The organism is Aromatoleum petrolei, assembly GCF_017894385.1.
In the GTDB taxonomy this organism is placed as follows: domain Bacteria; phylum Pseudomonadota; class Gammaproteobacteria; order Burkholderiales; family Rhodocyclaceae; genus Aromatoleum; species Aromatoleum petrolei.
The window spans coordinates 5,201,918-5,218,986 of the sequence record NZ_CP059560.1 but is presented as its reverse complement, the minus strand read 5'-3'; the positions used below and the strand labels follow the sequence as shown (position 1 = coordinate 5,218,986).

The following is a 17,069-nucleotide window of genomic DNA, read 5'->3' as shown; positions in this document are numbered from 1 at the left end:
CCCACCGAGCCGTATGCGGGACCGCACCCTTCGCGCCTCGAACGACCGGCCGAAACCTTCCGTTTCCCGATCATGCTCGGGCAGGTCGGCCCGAGCGAACCCTTGTTCGCCGGACCGAATCAATATCCCTTCATCTGCGACACCGCCAGTTCAGGCTTGGGCCAGCCCCTGGCGGACAATACGGCGGGGACCGGCACACCGGTTGTCTCCGCCGCTGACGCCGCCGGGGACAGGCCGACGGCACGGGCGTTCAGCAAGGATTGCCTTGCGCCCACGAAGGCCTGGTATTTCTACAAACCGGTCGGGGAGAAGCACTTCGCGCGGTGGAACGGGCAGTCGGAGGAGGTCGACACGGTCACCATCAATGGCGCCCGCGTGCCCTTCATCGTCCGTGTCGAGATAGGCACGATCAACCGCTTCATCTACCTCATCGCCGCGATCAAGGGCGCGCGCGAATTCATCGACAGTCCCGCCGCCGATCGTTGGAACCGTCGTTTGATCTACCAGTTTTATGGAGGCGTCGGAATCGGTCATCGACAGGGCAGGGCGAACGTGAAGGCCGTCCTCGACGATCGCCGCGATCAGCTCGCGCAGGGCTACGCGGTCGTCGCATCGACCGGAACCACCAGCCGCAACCACTTCGACATCTGGCTCGCGGAGGACACCGCGCTGCGCGTCAAACGGCAGTTCGTCGCGCTTTACGGCGAGCCCGCTTACACGGTGGGCGTGGGCGCTTCGGGCGGCGCCATCCAGCAATATCTGCTGGCGCAGAACCGCCCCGGCCTCATCGATGCGGCCATCGCCCAATATTCCTATCCGGACATGATCACGCAGACGATTCCAGTGTTCGACTGCGAACTGCTCGAGTATTACTTCGACGTTACCGACAGGGACAACCGCACCTGGCGCAAGGCCGAGAACCGGCGCTGGATAGAAGGTTTCAACGCCAGCAATCGCCATGAAAGCTCCGGCGGGCTGATGCGGATCCAGGTCGCGTCCAGGGTTGCCTTCATGATGCGCGGCGAAACCGTACACGACCGCAAGGGCGAAACCGAGTGCGTGGTCGGCTGGCGGGGCCTGACGCCGCTGGTCCTGAATCCGCGGTTTGCGCATTTCGAGTCGCATCTGGCACGCGACGTTTTCCAGCAGGTGCGCTGGAGCTACTTCGAGGACCTCAAACGTTTCTTCGGCACCGACGCGAGGGGGTACGCACGCATTCCGTGGGACAATGTCGGTGTGCAGTACGGCCTCCGTGCGCTGCAGCGGAAACAGATCGGTCCGGAGCAGTTCCTGCGCCTGAACGCAAGTATCGGCAGCTGGAAGTCACCCGCGGACATGCAGCCCGAACGCTACTGGCTGATCGACGGCGGCGAGAGCGAACTGCGCGACTTTTCACCGTGGAGCGCCCACAACATGAACATGGGTCGAAACCGCGATCACCCGGCGCCGCGCTTTGCCGGGGGCCTCGAAGCGATCGCGGCCGCCTACCGTTCGGGGCAGGTTTTCCTTGGCAGCATCGATATTCCCGTCATCGACGAGCGGCTGTATCTCGAAGCCGAGCTCGACATGCATCACACTGCCGCATCGTTTTCCGCTCGGGCCCGGATGATTGCAGCCCAGGGCGATGCCGGGAACCAGGCGATCTGGGTGAGCGACAAGGCTTACGATCCGACACCCAAGGCCTTCACCACGATCGATCAGTGGCTGCGTGCGAAACACGCGCGTCCCCAGCTTTCGTGGGCGGAAGCGCGCCCGGAGAGCGCCAGTGACCGCTGTTTCGACGCTCGCGGGCGGATCATGTTCAAGGGCGACCGGGTCTGGGACGGCGACTGGAACGAGCTCCCGACGGGCGCGTGCATGCGCGTCTATCCGATCTACGCGAACTCCCGCATGGTCGCCGGGGACGGGATCCGTGGCGACCGCTTCAAGTGCGCACTGCAAAGCGTATCGTCCGCGCTCGACCGTGGCGTCTACAAGCCGGTGGACATGCAGCCGTACAAGGCACAGCTCGAGCAGATTTTTCCCGATGGTGTGTGCGATTACCGCCAACCCGACCAGGGACGTCCAAATGATGTGATGGGCGGCGAGGTGGTGAGATAGGTTCCTTGGCGACAACGAAGACTTGTTCGGGTCGAGTGCAGTGGTGTCACGACCGTCGCCCGGCGATCGGCCGGCGCATCTAAAACCACCATAATTGGTATTATGTTAACTATATAATGTATCAAGCGTGCGACTACAATCCTCTTGTCGACGGGTTACAGAAAGATGGCACCATTTTTAACAGAAAAATGGCGACAGCCAGACGAAGCAAAGCCGCTGAACAGTACAGCGATGCTTCTAGGCGTGAGCAATATCAATCCAACCCTGTTTGTATTCTAGACTCGCTGACACGAATGAGAGTATCGAGCCGTAGCGCCTGTGCGGTCGGGTTGTTCTCGAAAGCTATTCCGCTTGCCGTGGCGCGAAATGACGAGCGTCGAGGAGGCTGGACTGCTGACCACGACGCGAGTAGGATTAAATCCTATCGAAGCCAAAGGAGGCCGCTATGCGAACCACCCAGCAAATGAGCATCACCCTACCCAATGACATGGCGGACGTGGTGAAGGCGAAGGTGCGAACTGGCGAGTACGCCAGCGAAAGCGAAGTGATCCGGGATGGCCTGCGGGCGCTGATGGCGCGTGATCGTGCCGTCGAAGCCTGGCTTCACAACGAGGTCGGTCCGGCCTATGACGCCCTGAAAGCCGATCCCACCCGCGCCGTCACCGCCGACCAGGTGCGTGCCCGCCTCGCGGCCGAACACGCGAAGGCGCGATGAACTATCAGGTCGTTTTCTCCCCCGAGGCCGAAGAGCAGCTTGCCGAGCTGTACCGCTACATCGCGGCGGCCGCCTCGCCTGAAGTTGCCGCGCGCTACACCGAGGCAATCGTCTCCTACTGCGAAAGCCTGCGCACATTTCCGCAGCGCGGCACCAGGCGCGACGATGTGCGGCCCGGCCTTCGCATCACGCACTACAGAAAGCGCGCCGTGATCGCCTTCGACGTCGCCGCCGATCTGGTTTCCATCATCGGCGTGTTCTACGGCGGCCAGGATTACGAAGCGATCCTGCACGACGATCTGGACGACAACAGCACGGGCGGTAAGTGAAGTAAAAGTGGTACTGATTTGGAAGTAATCATGAAAATGTCGCTCAAGCAGCGACGTTTAACTGAAGCGAAAGTGAAAATCCGCGACCAATCGCGCGGCGATCCTCATCTAGCGAGCTTTCGGGGGCGGTGTTGTGGTTACAGCACCCGCAACTGCAACCGGCGACGAGGGTTTCCGCTTTCGCGCCTTCGGCTTCGGGCTGGGGCGTGCATCGCCCGGTTCTGGCGCGGGCCGCATTTGCTGCGCCATAGTCTTGATCTTCTCGTCACGGAGCTCTAACTCGCGCCGCAGGAGCGCAGCCTCGGTTGTTCGCTGTGAAAGCTGCCCGCGCATTGCGTCGATCTGTGCGATGTGCTGCCCCGCGACCTCCTTCATCTTCATGAGACTGCCTTCTGCGGCTCCCAGGTTTTGACGGATGTCTCCCAACTCGCGTTGGAGGGCACCGAGTTCGTCGTGCTGCCGTTGAACGAGATCCGCATTCGCCAGCCGCATTTGAGTCAGTTCCTTCTGCATCTTCGCTGTGGCCGTGCGCTCGCGGTCGATTTCCAGCAGAGCCCGCTTCTCGGCCGCTTCGTAGCGATCCTCCGCACGCCGCAAGGCAGCGCGCAGCTTTTCGAGCTCGGACGCAAAGTCCTTGCGTGCCGCGGACAATTCCACTTCGAGCGCCTGGTGCTGTTGCCGTGCTTCCGAAAGCTCCCGGGCAAGCGCCTCCTTTTCCGCGCGCTCCGCTGCCACAGCGCGCTCCAGTGAAAGGTTGCGCTCCGAAGCCCCATCCAACGCCTCGTGCAGATGCTCGAGCTCGTCGTTGGCAGCCTGCCGGTCGTGCTCGAGGCGCAGCGTTGCAGCCTCGGCCGCGGCAACGCGAGCGTCGGCCTCCTGTCGGAAGGCGCTCAGATCTTCCTGTGCAGCCGCTTGGGCATCGTTCCATAGGCGGCCGACCAACTCCCCGGCCGCCGCTTTCAGTGTGTCGGGAAGGTCAGGGTGTTCGATGCGGACCCGGCTCTTCTCTCGCAACTCCTCCCAGAAACGCGCCAAGGCTTCCGCCGGCGCAGACATGCTCCCTTTTCTGACGAAGTGATAGAGCTTGTTGGCGGTCGGCGTGATGCCGTAGCGGAAGAACAAAAGCGCGCAAGCCTCTCGATACAGCTCTTGGGTGTTCGCCGTCGTGTCGCGCAGCGCGTCGATGGCCTCACGGATTTCGCTTTCGATGTTCATGGCTGCGACTGGGCTCCACAGGACAAGCGGCGATGTTTGACGGGAGTGTTAGGAATAATACAACGTAACACGTACTATTTCGTGCGATCTACCCATACTATTTGACATTATGACTCTACTGTCGAATTATGTCGGGGGCTTTATCATGAGAATTGGGCACACCTGCGAAGGCTCCAGTAATGACCGACCTAGTACGGCTTGGCGCCGTTGCGCCGCTCGAACTTGTCCGACTTCATAACGATCTCGACGGCAGCGCCGGCGCCAACCGCGCCGTCGGCATCCGGCCGCAGATTGCCGCGCAGAACGATATCGAGGCGATCAAGGCGTGGCTCGCGCGCTTCGCCGATACGCGCACGACCTTCGATAGTTACCGCAAGGAAGCGGAACGGCTCCTGCTGTGGGCCGTGACGGAGCTTGGTAAGCCTCTCTCCGCCCTCACCCACGAAGACCTCCTGATGTACCAGCGATTTCTGGGCGATCCGCAACCGGCTGAACGCTGGGTCATGAAGGCGGGCCGCAAATGGTCGCGCTTCGACCCCGAGTGGCGTCCCTTTGCCGGACCGCTGTCGCCTACGAGCCAGCGCCAGGCGATTGTGATCCTCAATACGCTGTTTTCGTGGCTCGTGAATGCCGGTTATCTCGCCGGCAATCCCCTATCGCTATCCCGTCAGCGCCAGCGCAAAGCCAAGCCGCGCATCATCCGTTTCCTTGATGAGGAGCTCTGGACCGAGGTCAAAGCCACGATCGAAGCGATGCCGCGTGAGACGGATCGCGAACGCGCGCACTACTTCCGGGTTCGATGGCTCTTCAGCTTGCTCTATCTGTGTGGCCTCCGGATCTCGGAGGTGACCGCAAATACCATGGGCGGATTCTTTGCACGGCGGGACCGGGATGGCGAGGAGCGCTGGTGGCTCGAAGTGACCGGCAAGGGCGACAAGACGCGGATCGTGCCCGCGACCAACGAGTTGACGGTGGAACTGGCGCGCTATCGTCGCGAAAACGGCCTGACGTCGTTTCCGCTTTCGGGCGAGCCCACTCCCCTCCTCCTCCCCATCGGTGGACGACAACGATCACTGACGCGGAGCGCCGTCCATCTGATTGTGAAGGAGGTTTTTGAGCGGGCAGCCCAGCGTCTTGAGGCACGCGGTGCGGAGTTTTGCTCGCGCGCTCAACTCCTCCGCTCAGGATCGGCGCATTGGCTGAGGCACACCGCCGGTTCGAACATGGCCGACAGCGACATGGACCTGCGGTTTGTGCGGGACAATTTGGGCCACGAGTCCATCTCGACAACTAGCAAGTATCTCCATTCCGAGGATGACCAGCGCCACCAGGCCACCGAACGCAAGCATCGGATCGGCTGGTAGGTGGAAAGTGAAGCACCTTCTGCACGCATTGTTGCTCCAGGAGCAGGATTAGGTTCTCACACCTCACGCCCCGCTCCTTTTCGGGACCCAACAAACAGATGCTTCTTCGTCGGCCTGAACAGCCGTCCAGACCCCTCGGCGTGAATGGTTGCGTTTGCTTACTTCTGTCAGCCATCAAACGTGAACATGCGTACAAACGGTCACAAGTAGTGGTTCTCCAATGGCCGCTGAGCGAATCGGAATGCGACCCCGTACGCGACACCAACTGCATGCGGTAGCGTCCCATTTATTTTCTATCGATGTACAGCAACTCGCATCGTACATCCAAGCGTTTTTTCTCACCTGACTCTGGAACGAAGCTGCTCTCAAGGTGAGTTGGTATCGGAATGAATATCCGGTTCTTCATGACAATTGTGCAAGTTTCAACAGCGCCTCCACCTGACACGGTACTCACCGGAAGCATCGTCTGAATCTCATAGTAAAGCCCGAAATCCCCTGAGTGGTGCTCAAAAATGAAGAGTGCCTTTTGTCCTCCCCAGACGATCGAGGTGCGATGCGGCTGGAGGAAGAAATCTCCCCGCTCGTCACGAATCCTTTCCGTCAGTGCGAGAAAGCATCGATAGCCTCGCAGTGCAGGTTCTCTCGCCCCAATAGTCAGAAGCTTGCGAGGAGTCTCGATATCGAGACGCTCAATTGGTGGCTGAGCATCTAGATTGCCTCTTTCGCCAGGTATAACCTGCTCGTTCTCGATAACATCTGGCACTACCTCGGCGATAGGGCCAGCGGCGGCGGCATCAATAACCTGACGGCTACGCTTGGCCATCGCATTAACGCGCGCCGCTGCCTGGGGCTGGGTGATCTTGCCATCAATGTAGTCGTTCCAAACCTTCGTCAAGCTTTCGACATCATCGTACTCGTATTCGAATACCTCTCGGTTGCGTTGAATAGTGTTTAGGAAGGCTTCAGCTCCCTGACGAGTGGCGCTTGGAACGAGAGACGAAATCTTAGGAAAAATGATATTGCGAACAAAGTCCTTCACCATATGCTCGAAAGCACCATATTCCTTCTCATATACCCGCTTCATCATCTGAAGTGATGGGCTGGAACGTTGAAGAACGATTTGCACAGGCTTTAACTTGTCCTGCACAAGGACTGGTAAACCGTGAGAGAGTTCTCCGAAGCGGATGTCGGTTGAGACAAAATAGTCGCTCGATACTATTGTCGAGAGGCGAAACGCCAAAGCGGATTCCGACAACGAGTATTCACTTTCGGGGACGACACTCAGAACTTTCGGCTCATTGCTAATCTCTTCGATCGAGCAAAATTGTGTGAGATATTGGTACTCACAATCTCGACGGGCGGTTTGCCGCGCAAGGATGACCATTGGCTGTTCATCGGAGCCCAGGTTAATGATTGACTGATCATTGCCCGCATACACAAGAAGAGGCTTTATGAGCGAGCGCTTCTTCAAATTATCAAGAGTCTCAGAATCTCCTGGCTCAATGCGAGCCCGCATGAAGCCGCACAACTCATAGCGGCGATGTGCGTGAACCCACGCAATAAAGTTCGCATTTTGGTTGGCTTCCGGCCTCTTCGCCAATTCTAAAGAGACGAACTCATCAAGAGGCCCCAGAATTCTCTGGAGCATTGCGACACTTCCTGTGGTCAAGGCTTCTCTTCCTGCAGTCGGCTTAAAAAACAGAAAGTCCGCGACGCCACCAAAGTTGTATCGGCTCGCTACCGCTGCAGTCGCTAGGCCAAACGCGTTACGATAGGTCATGATGCTCCCCGCGTTTTCGCGGAGGATAACGCGCCCTTCTACGGGAACCGAATCAACTGTAACGTTGGATAGCGCAATTCGGGTCTCACCAGTCCCGGCCACCTCCAGTTCAAAATCGCCGGTGACGCCATGTCCGAATGAGATCCCGCCTCCGCTGCTTTTCCAAGCCTGCGCGAAGCTAGGGACTGCGCTACTCATATCGCTGAGGCTTACGATAACCCCGTTTACCCTTACAGGAAACCGCAAGTATTTAACGAATTCGCGGATGTATTCAGTCGCACCATGCACATCGACCTCTGAGCCTCTTGCGATGCTAGCGCGAATCGTCGTGCCGAATTGACCAGCAGGCTCAAGTGATTGGAATGTTATGCATTCCTCAGTCACAGATAGCTTCGCCTTCTCCGCCGAGCAAACCGTTCGTTCGCGTGTCTGGATGCTCTCGGTCTCAACCGACAGTGAACTCGCGATTCCAAAGTTCGCCATCGCACCGATGCCAAAAGTCCCAACGACACCTGCCGCCTGAGCCTCCGGGGTATTCTTGCTGCTCGATCCAGCCTTCCAAAAATTGTTTCTAAGCTCAGCAACTGACATCCCCTTCCCGTTATCGGTGATCGTGATTTCTTGCGGTGTAATCGTGACATCAATGAGCGGCTCGAAAATGTCGCCCGCGTGCAGTCGCTGCAAAATGGCATCAAACGAGTTCTGGATGTTTTCTCGCAGCAGAGCTAAAGGGGATGGATAAATTTGTGCAGCTAGGAGTTCGATCATCTTGCTGATGTCGACCTCAAAGACGATTTTGTCGATTGCCTGTGCGTTCATTTCTTTCTCAACCCTTCTTCTGCAGCGATACGGGCCAATAACTCACTCGCCTGATGCGCAGGAAGTTGGAGGCGGGGTGTGTATTGGGCTACATGTGCTTTGGCGGCTGCACAATCACCCATACGAATTCGCGCCTCAACGCCAAGGACCAATTCTTCGATGCTGCCCGGCTCAAGTGTCAGTTCGACGAGAGGGGGCCAGTCGCGGGCGGCTTCGGCGGCGGAGAGCAAGAGCTTGCGGCCATACCCTGAAAGCTGATTGCGTAGAGGCCAAAGTTTGGTCACAGCATCAGCATGACATGATGCCTTCACAAGCCGCTCGGCTACTTCGACAGCGGTTGTGAGAGCCCTTTGCTCGGTATCAATCGGCGCTCCAAGGGAGTTCGTTGGCCGGTCCCAGGTGACTTCCATGGAGCTGCGGCGGCCAAACGACGGCAGCGAGGCAGGCCCGAACATGTCGGACGCCATGACTTCACGTACGTGCACTAGAGCACTGCAAAGGTCGTCGTTGATTTCGATGATGCTGTATTGCCGATTACTGCCGCTCGGTAGATCCGCCCCTCCGGCGCACAAGGCACCAGTCCCAAGAATTGCCATAGTCTCCGACGCTGCGAGTCGCAAGGACTGCGCGGACACTTGAGCACGGTGTTGGTGGCCGTACATCCCCACCCGAAAGCCGCGGGCGATCATTGCGCGGACAATCTCGATGTCCATATAGTCCGTTCTGTAAGGAGGACCCTCTAGATTGTGGTGCCACACTGCGATGGAAAGCTCAAAGGGTCCAAGACTACGCATATCGAGATGCGTCTGCGAAATCACCTTGGCAGGAATAGAGCCGTGAAAGGTAAAGCAGTCGTTGCCGTGGCAAGAATTGAATGCCGCCACACCAATCCGCCCACCATGCAATGAGTACAGATTGGCGTCGCTTCCGGTCTTAACCCGAAGCAACCCGGCAACCTCGAAATAGAACGACTCAAAGAACTTCCAGAAAGCGTCTAGCCGCTTGCCATAGAGTTCGGTATCGAAGATTTGGAACACCTCCCTCGTGGCCCACGAGAAGCGATATAGGCTGCTCGGTTCCTGCAAAGCACCAAGCACATTCGCCGGTAAATCGCCCACCTCAACCAACTGCATTGCTTGTTTTGCTAGCTGCCAATCTATGTCGTGGTTTCCGGGAACGATGATGACCCGGGAGTGATCGCCCTCGACCAATTCCGCGGCGAGTTTTCGCAGGAAGTCCTCGGCCTCGTCATACTGTGCCTGCAAAGTTGCCTGACCGTTCGGCGCCTTCAGTGGTACCCCTTGCACGATATCCCCGCTCACTACAATCGCGTCGGGCGAGCGAATGGGGTTGTCGCCCCGTGTGTAGGAGTCACGGTCCCGGATGAGCGCCGATAGAAGCTCCTCATTTGAAATCTTCGCATTGGGGGTGCGATGAAGGTCAGAGATGTGAAGTATTGAGAACACAGGTGAGAATTCCTTCCTCAGGCAAGCAGTCGCTCATAGTGTGTATTGAGGGCTCATGTACTCCGGATTCTATGACGATTAATAGCTTTCACACCATATTGGCAGCTATGACTAAAAGTGCCGGGCGGTCAACGGTGACCAATTCCTTGGAGGCGACCGCTGAGCTACTGCGGATTCATTCCGAACGTAGATGGCTCCGGTCCCCAATGAACAGTCAGGCCGAGGACCAGTAGCTGAGGGCGGCATTCGCGTTCTACTTCGATTGACATTCCCGATCATGGTGGCGCTCCTACATCGGTCGATGAGAGACTGCATATTGCAGCGCCTTCTCCAAGCGGGCGCGACTTGGCGCCCTGAGCGCGTGCAAGCCTGCCCGGCGGGCCATTGCGACGACGCAGTCATCCTCCGGTGCGCCATCGGCCAAGACTTCGTGCGCCAGCGCGACAAGCTCCTCCAAACAGATTTCGTCGACCGCCCGCGCAGCATCGGTCGATCGCCGGAAGACGACGGGAGTTAGGGGATCGACGCTATTTGGCCAGTAGAACGTCCCGACGTCTTCCTTGGTGGTCGAGTACGTCTGCGCTGCCAGCGCCTCGATCCGCTCCCTGATGCGCGAACCGGTCCTCAACCAACCGTGCGCGCGGGCGATGCGGCGGGCGAGCACGGCGTCCAACACGGGTCCCTCGACGGTCACGACGTGTGCAATCTGCGCGTTCAGCGTAATGTCATAAGCTGCCTCGAAAAACGCGTCCGGATTGACGGCCGGAACCACCGACGCCGGGTCCGCTTCGACGAAGACGGCGGTCGCCGCAGGTGGCGATGCCGCCGCGTTCCTGGCATATGTCGCGGAGGCGATCTCCGCATCGCGATGACCATTCCAGGTGTCAGCGTCCAATGTGGCGCCGTCCGCTGGAGTCCCCGCCGAGTCGGCTTCCTCGGGAGAGGCCGGTGTCGCATCCGCCGTCTCCTTGACCCGGGCGATCACGGCTTCGGCCACGAGCCGTGATGCCTCTGTCCTCTCCGCCTCCGCGGCGCGCTTCGCGCTGCTCGCCTCGAGGAGTGCGCGCAGATGGGCATCGAGCGCGTTCAGGGTGCCCTCGGCATCGATCCACCAGTCGGTGGACCAGACCCGCAGGATTTCCCAGCCCAAGCCGCGCAGGACCTGCTCGCGGAGCTTGTCCCGATCACGGGCCGTGGCTGAGCGGTGGTAAGTGGCGCCGTCGCATTCAATCCCGGCGAGGTAGGAGCCCGCTGCTTCGGGATGTACCACCGCGAGATCGACGCGGAAGGCGGAAACCCCGACCTGTGTGTGCAGTTGCCAGCCCTTGTGGGCAAGCGCGGCGGCGACTCCCGCCTCGAACGGGCTTTCGAAGCCGCCTAGGCTGCCGATGGAGGCTTCCGCTAGAGCGCGCGGACCTCGCTCGGCGAACTCCAGGAAGTGCTTGAGATCACGCACGCCAGCAGCCTGGGTGCGAGCAAGATCCATCTGCTCGGCCTTGAGACTGGAGAAGACCCGCAGCTCGTGACGGGCGCGGGTAATGGCCACGTTCAGGCGCCGCTCACCGCCGTCGCGATTCATTGGGCCGAAATTCATCGAGACCGCGCCGGCGTGGTCGGGGCCGTAGGTGATCGAGAAGTACATGATGTCGCGCTCGTCACCCTGGACGCTTTCCAGATTCTTCACGAACACGGGCTCCAGCGCCGTCTCGGCGAAATGGGGTTCGATGGAAGGATCCTTGCGGCGCTCCTCGTCGAGCAGGTCCTCGATCAACGCCTGCTGCTCCGAATTGAAGGTGATCACCCCGATCGTGAGGCCCGACGCGCTGAATCCCGGCGATTTCAGCCGCGCGATCAGGTCTGCGACCAGCGCCTTCCCCTCCGGCTTGTTGATGCGGGCGCCGCCTTTCTCATACACACCGCTGACGTGGTGAAAGCTCACCGCTCGGTCCTCGGTGACTGGCGACGGGAAGGTGACGAGCGAACCGCCGTAATACCGATGATTGGAGAAGGCGATCAGGCTCTCATTGCGGCTACGGTAGTGCCACGCGAGATTCATCGTTGGCAGATTGGCCCCCAGGCACTCGTCGAGGATACTCTCCAGGTCCCCTTCCACGTCCTCGTCGTCCAGATCCGACTCGGCACGGTCGAAGAAACTGGTCGGCGGCAACTGCTTCGGGTCGCCGACCATGACGACCTGCTTGCCGCGGGCGATCGCACCCACCGCATCCCATACCGGGATCTGCGATGCCTCGTCGAAGACCACGACATCGAAGGCGCAGGCATCGGTGGCAAGGTACTGCGCGATCGACAGTGGGCTCATGAGCAGGCATGGCGTGAGTTTGGGCAGCGCGGCTGGAATTCGTGACAGCAGCTCGCGAAGCGGCAAGTGCCGTTTCTTCTTGCTCATCTCGTGGCGCAGGGTGCCCCACTCCGAATTACGGGTGACACTCTCCTGGGTGGGAAGCTCCGCACACAGCGCGGCGCGGATGCTGGCCCGCGTCAGCGCGGTGAAACGGTCGTCCAGCGCCCGGAAGTCGTCGATGCGCTTCTCGTGCTCGGCCGAAACAAAACTGCGGATCACGGGCTCTTCGTCGACCACCGCGTTCAGCCACCAGCGGCTGTAGTTGGTTTCGAAGGCGCGACGCACGCTCCCTTCTGCGACGGTGCCCTGCTCGATGCCCGCCACGAGCGACGTCAGGCCCTGCGCCACGGCCTGGTCGCGCGTCTTGCGCCATGCGCACCAGGCGTGAAGACGGTGCTCTGCGTGGATGATGGCGGTGCAGCGCGTCACGAGCTCGTCGAGTGCTCGCTCGCCGAACTCGTTCTTGGTGCTGTCGGAGAAGTACCCGGCGCCCGCGAGGTGGTCGATAGCCGGTTGTAAGCAGCCCCATGCCTCGAGATAGGTATTGCCGGATTCGGTGATCGCGCCGCCGGCAGCCAGCAGGGCATTGCCCTCCCCGATGAGGCGCTCGAGCGGCGCCTTGACCGCGCTGATCTGCTCCGGTGTGCTCGCTAGGCTCGCCACCGCGGCCGAAATCGCGCTCTGGAACTTCAGGGCCTGTTCGACCTCGTCGATGCGGGTCTTGAGGCCGTTCCACAGCCCAGCCGTGCGCTCTCGCAGGTCATCGTAGTCGGCAAGCTGACGTTCGAGCTCGGCGCGCTCAAGCAATTGCCGAAGATCGCTCGCCAAGACGGCGCCGCACGCGCCCTGGGCCACCGCCTCGTGATCGCCGGACAGCCGCCCCGATTCCCGCACCTCCTGCACGGCGGCAAGGAAACGGAGTGCGGCAGCGAGATGATCGGTGTGGGTTTGCAGGCCACCCCACAGGCCGCTGGTGGCGGCGCCGAGGTGATCCAGCGCTTTCAGCTCGCCATCGAGCGCCCGCAGCGCCCGCAGCTGGGCGAGCGCCGTGGCCATGCGCTCGCCACAGCGCCCTTCGGCGATGGGGTCGAAGCCACTATCGTCCCACGGCTCCTCGTTCCGTGCGGCATGCAGCGCGCCTTGAAAGCTCAGCGCGCACTGGGCGAGCTCCGCACGTGTCCGCAGGCCGGCCCAGACGCCGTCCGTCGCAGCACCGATTTCGAGGGCGGCGACCTCGGCACGCAGCGCGCGGATCCGGACGAGCGCGCGCAAGTCCTTCGCCACATCGGGCTCTCCCTCACCGGCGACGGCGCCATCCAGCTGCTTGCGGATGCGGCGTTTCCCAAGCCACGACAGGGGCCAGATCGCCTTCTCCGCCTTGGCCCATTCGCGCTGGAGCTGGCTTACGTTGAGTAACTCGACCCCTTCGCCGTACTGCACCGAGAGTTGCTTCGTCGTCTGGAGCATCTCGTCCAGAAGCCCGATGCCTTTCCGCAGCTCATCGGCCACGTTACTTGCCCACGGCTGGGGGATGTGGGCCAGTGTCTTCCGGCGTTGTTGCAGGAGCTGCAAACCCTGCAGGCATGCGGCAACCACCCCCTCCGGCCATTGCGGTGAGAGCGCGTCATTTGCAGGCCGGTGCCGGGCCAGGAGCGCGGCACCGGCCTGCAGCCGTTCGCCGATCGAGCGCGCATCGGCCCGTAACACGAAGCGCCAGTCGCGCCCCGCGGCATTCGGCAGGGTACGAGCGAGTACGGCCACGGCGCCACGGGTCCTGCGGTCCAGCGTGATGGGCGAAAGTCCGATCGCCTGCAGGAATCGCTCAGCGGCCTGCTCGACCGCCGCGGCCGTGGAAACGACAGCGCGCGCCGCATCGAGCACGGTTTGCTGCCAATTGGGTGACCAGTCGCCTTGCGCGATGGGCGCCAGCGGATTGCTGAGGAGATGGTCATACCCGACCGCCCGGGCGTTTACTTCCAGACGGTCGGCGATGTCGCGCAGCGTTTCCAGGGCGGCAACGTCATGCACGCCCGGCGTGTTCCAGGACATGGCCAGGGCGGGCAGATTCGCCCCATCGACGACGCGACCAATCGCTTCGAAGATCGTCATGCCGTTTCGGTGCCGGTAATGCAGGCGCTCGACATAGGCGTTGAGTTCGCCGCGCAGCCTGTTCAGCCGCGCCGCCTCCGTGCGCCATACTTCGGGATCGACTTCGCCACGGGTCTCCCAGGCTCGCTGGAGCTGGGCCAGTACATCGAGCTTGCGGGCCTTGCTGGAGTGCAACTCGAGGCAGAACTCCCCCAGGCCGACCTCCCGCAGACGGCGGTACACCACGTCGAGGGCGGCAATCTTCTCGGAGACGAAGAGTACGCGCTTGCCCTCGGCCAGGCACTGCGCGATGAGGTTGGAGATCGTCTGGCTCTTGCCGGTCCCCGGCGGGCCGATCAGGACGAAGTCCTTGCCGCGGGCAGCGGCCATGACTGCCGAAAGCTGCGATGAGTCGGCCGGGAGGGGGCAGAAGGTCTGCTCCGGCGCGAAATCATGATCCAGGCGCTTGGGATTCGGGAAGGCCACGCCCGAGGGATAGGGCTCGCGGGGCGTGTCGATAAGGTGACGCACCACCGGATTCTCGCGTAGTTGATCGGTGCGCTCGGTCAGATCCTTCCACATCAGGTACTTGGCGAAGGAGAACATCGCCAGCGCGACGTCTTCCGTCACCTCCCAACCCTTGATGTCCTTGATCGCCTGCGAGACCGTCCGCCAGATGGCGGCGACGTCGAGACCGGCCTCGTCCTTGGGGAGCTCGCCCTCGGCAACGCCGAGATTGAGCTTGAAGTCTTGGCGTAGCATTTCGATGAGCGTCGGATTGAACCGTGGCTCGTCGTCATGGAGGGTCAAGGTGAAGCCCGAACGGACGCTCTTGCGGTTCAGCGTGACCGGCACGAGGATCAACGGCGCGCGGTAGCGCTGGCCGGCTTTGTCGTCGCGCGTCCAAGACAGGAAGCCCAAGGCGAGGAACAGCGTGTTGGCGCCGCCTTCCTGCATGGTGTTACGGGCTGACCGGTACAACTCGACCAAGCGCGCGTCCAGCTCATCCTGCGCGAGACCGACGAACACCTCACATCGCTTCAGGGCGTCGAGGGCGTGCGCCCGGCGCAGGTCCTCGCGCTCGCGCGCCTCATAGATCGCCTGACTGCGCGGGTCCGAACCGTCCATGAGGTCGGGCCGCGCCAGGAGCTTGACGGACTGTCCCCCGGCCAGGAGGTCCTCGAGCGAGGACGGATCGGGCGCGTCGAGTCGCAGCGATTTCTTTCCCGCCCTGAAGTTCAGCAGGTTGTTACGCAGCGACAAGTCGAGGAGCTTCCGCTGCCAGCGTGCGAGTCGATCCTTGGGATCGAGCGTGGCCGGATCTGCCTCGACGGTGATGTCTTCGTCGGGCAGATCCGGAGCATCTTCGACCGGAAGCTCGACCACAGGGGGCGGCTCGGCCGGGGCAACGGCGACAGGCTCCTCGTGGCTTGCCAGCGGTTTGATCCGCTGCAGGCGGGCACGACGGATATCCACCGCAAGCTCGAAGCCTTCTTCCTTCGCCTCGGAAATCTGCTGTTCGCCGAGCCGGGCGGCTTCTGAAAACAACGGTGCGGGGCGTTGAGTAACGACGGTCGTTTCAAACAGCACGAGCTCTTTGAGCTTGACGCGCTTGCGCAGTGCGGTGACATCGTCGACCACCGTGGTTGAGAACTCTTCGGCTTTGAGCCAGACCCCGGTGAAGGCATGCCCCTTGGTGAAGACCAGTAGCGGATTCAAGCCCGCCTGTTCGAGGGCCGAGCAAAAGAGCAAAGCGAGATCGAGGCAGGTCGCCAACCCGGACTCAGCGATCTGCGCCGGACCGCGCACCTTCTGCCCGGCGTGTTCGAAGCTCGCCGGCGGCAATGCATAGTCGAGGCCCATTGCCGCAACTGCGCTCCAGATGCCGGAGACGAGCTCCCACGCCCGCTTCGGGGCACCGTTGTAGCCGTCCAGTGCCGGATTTCGACCGTTTTTACGGAGAATCTCAGCCGCCTGCTTCAGCAGGCGCTCGACGGCCGGCTCGTTTGGCTGGACGAACGCCGCCACAAGGTCCGGTAGATGGGACAGCCCGCCCCACTGATTGCGCGGCAGAAGTTCGACGATGCAGTCGCGGCGAGCCAGTTCGTCCGGGATATCGCCAGCGCGTCGCAGTCCAAACGATAGCGTGGCCTTCTCGGCTTCAGTCAGGCGCGACAGCAGCCCGCCATCGAGTTCCACGTCGAGGTCGGTGACGTGATACCGGCTACCCGCGGCGACGGCGTCGATCCGCCAGAGTTTCGGTTTAAGAAAGGCCGGGGCCGATTCGAGGCGAAGCTCGAGGCCGGTGATGGCCTCGGCAGCGTCATTCGCGACGCTGAGCTCTCGCAGCAGCGGGATTGCGTTCTGGAAGTCCGCAAGATTCAGCTTCGCGACCAATGTTGCATCGATGTGATGCGCGTGGTCTACAGGGGCAGTATTGCCTTGTATCTGCCGCTCTTCCATTTTTTCCCCCCGCCGAGTGAGCCGCTGGCGCGGCACTCTTCATTTGCTGGCTGCCTTCCGTGCCCCCTGGGCCATGGTCCGACCTTGCACGTCCAGATGGCAAGACAGTGCTTTTATCATACTGATATGCGAAGGGCGAGTTGCGTCCGTCACGGCAAGCACGACATTGGCGTGCAACAGGACGACGGGCTGCCCACCAGCGTTGGTCGGTGATGACCGGGGCCGCTCATCGCTGACCTCCTTCTGCTTCGATAGGGCCGCGGCGTGGGGGGCAATGGGCGCTGCCGGCTTATCCCCATGCACGTCCAGCACTGTGATCGTGGGCGCGAAGACTTCATTCGAGATCGTGCCCGCCTTGTGATTGAGCA

The 17,069-nt window shown here is 61.3% G+C and carries 8 protein-coding genes; 4 read left to right on the top strand and 4 right to left on the bottom strand.

The genetic code is table 11. The features are described 5' to 3' along the window. The first annotated feature begins 72 nt into the window (after nt 1–72). The 3 genes from ToN1_RS23760 to ToN1_RS23750 all read left to right on the top strand — a co-directional run bounded on the left by ToN1_RS23760 (nt 73) and on the right by ToN1_RS23750 (nt 3,144). The gene (locus tag ToN1_RS23760; protein ID WP_244860876.1) at nt 73–2,100 is read left to right on the top strand and encodes a DUF6351 family protein; all 2,028 of its coding nucleotides are present in this window, start codon (nt 73–75) and stop codon (nt 2,098–2,100) included. A gap of 445 nt (nt 2,101–2,545) precedes the next feature. Further along, nucleotides 2,546–2,815 (top strand): ribbon-helix-helix domain-containing protein, encoded by a 270-nt coding sequence (locus tag ToN1_RS23755; RefSeq protein ID WP_169205596.1) that lies wholly within the window; start codon nt 2,546–2,548, stop codon nt 2,813–2,815. Then, entirely contained in the window at nt 2,812–3,144 is a 333-nt protein-coding gene (locus ToN1_RS23750; protein ID WP_169205597.1) for a type II toxin-antitoxin system RelE/ParE family toxin, read from the top strand. The genes ToN1_RS23755 and ToN1_RS23750 overlap by 4 nt, the downstream gene beginning before the upstream one ends. A gap of 108 nt (nt 3,145–3,252) precedes the next feature. Here the strand turns inward: ToN1_RS23750 and ToN1_RS23745 are convergent, their stop codons facing one another. Further along, complete coding sequence (locus ToN1_RS23745) at nt 3,253–4,359, bottom strand: DNA-binding protein (protein WP_169205598.1); 1,107 nt, start codon at nt 4,357–4,359, stop codon at nt 3,253–3,255. Between the two features lie 179 nt (nt 4,360–4,538). Here ToN1_RS23745 and ToN1_RS23740 point away from each other — a divergent pair, with 179 nt between their 5' ends. Further along, a complete protein-coding gene (locus tag ToN1_RS23740) occupies nt 4,539–5,723 on the top strand; it encodes a tyrosine-type recombinase/integrase (protein WP_169205599.1) in 1,185 nt (394 codons plus the stop codon). 286 nt (nt 5,724–6,009) lie between these two features. Here ToN1_RS23740 and ToN1_RS23735 read toward each other — a convergent pair whose 3' ends face one another. From ToN1_RS23735 to ToN1_RS23725, 3 genes are all read right to left on the bottom strand, one after another. Continuing rightward, complete coding sequence (locus ToN1_RS23735) at nt 6,010–8,322, bottom strand: ATP-binding protein (protein ID WP_169205600.1); 2,313 nt, start codon at nt 8,320–8,322, stop codon at nt 6,010–6,012. Continuing rightward, nucleotides 8,319–9,788 carry a metallophosphoesterase family protein gene (locus tag ToN1_RS23730; protein ID WP_169205601.1) on the bottom strand — a complete coding sequence of 490 codons (1,470 nt, stop codon included), beginning with the start codon at nt 9,786–9,788 and terminating at the stop codon, nt 8,319–8,321. The genes ToN1_RS23735 and ToN1_RS23730 overlap by 4 nt, the downstream gene beginning before the upstream one ends. A gap of 289 nt (nt 9,789–10,077) precedes the next feature. After that, entirely contained in the window at nt 10,078–16,701 is a 6,624-nt protein-coding gene (locus ToN1_RS23725) for a DUF3320 domain-containing protein (RefSeq protein ID WP_169205602.1), read from the bottom strand. Between the last annotated feature and the right edge of the window lie 368 nt (nt 16,702–17,069).

Coding starts and splice junctions, on each gene's coding strand:
- ToN1_RS23760 (WP_244860876.1), top strand. CDS start 73: ATGCTCGGGCAGGTCGGCCCGAGCGAACCCTTGTTCGCCGGACCGAAT.
- ToN1_RS23750 (WP_169205597.1), top strand. CDS start 2,812: ATGAACTATCAGGTCGTTTTCTCCCCCGAGGCCGAAGAGCAGCTTGCC.
- ToN1_RS23745 (WP_169205598.1), bottom strand. CDS start 4,359: ATGAACATCGAAAGCGAAATCCGTGAGGCCATCGACGCGCTGCGCGAC.
- ToN1_RS23755 (WP_169205596.1), top strand. CDS start 2,546: ATGCGAACCACCCAGCAAATGAGCATCACCCTACCCAATGACATGGCG.
- ToN1_RS23735 (WP_169205600.1), bottom strand. CDS start 8,322: ATGAACGCACAGGCAATCGACAAAATCGTCTTTGAGGTCGACATCAGC.
- ToN1_RS23740 (WP_169205599.1), top strand. CDS start 4,539: ATGACCGACCTAGTACGGCTTGGCGCCGTTGCGCCGCTCGAACTTGTC.
- ToN1_RS23725 (WP_169205602.1), bottom strand. CDS start 16,701: ATGGAAGAGCGGCAGATACAAGGCAATACTGCCCCTGTAGACCACGCG.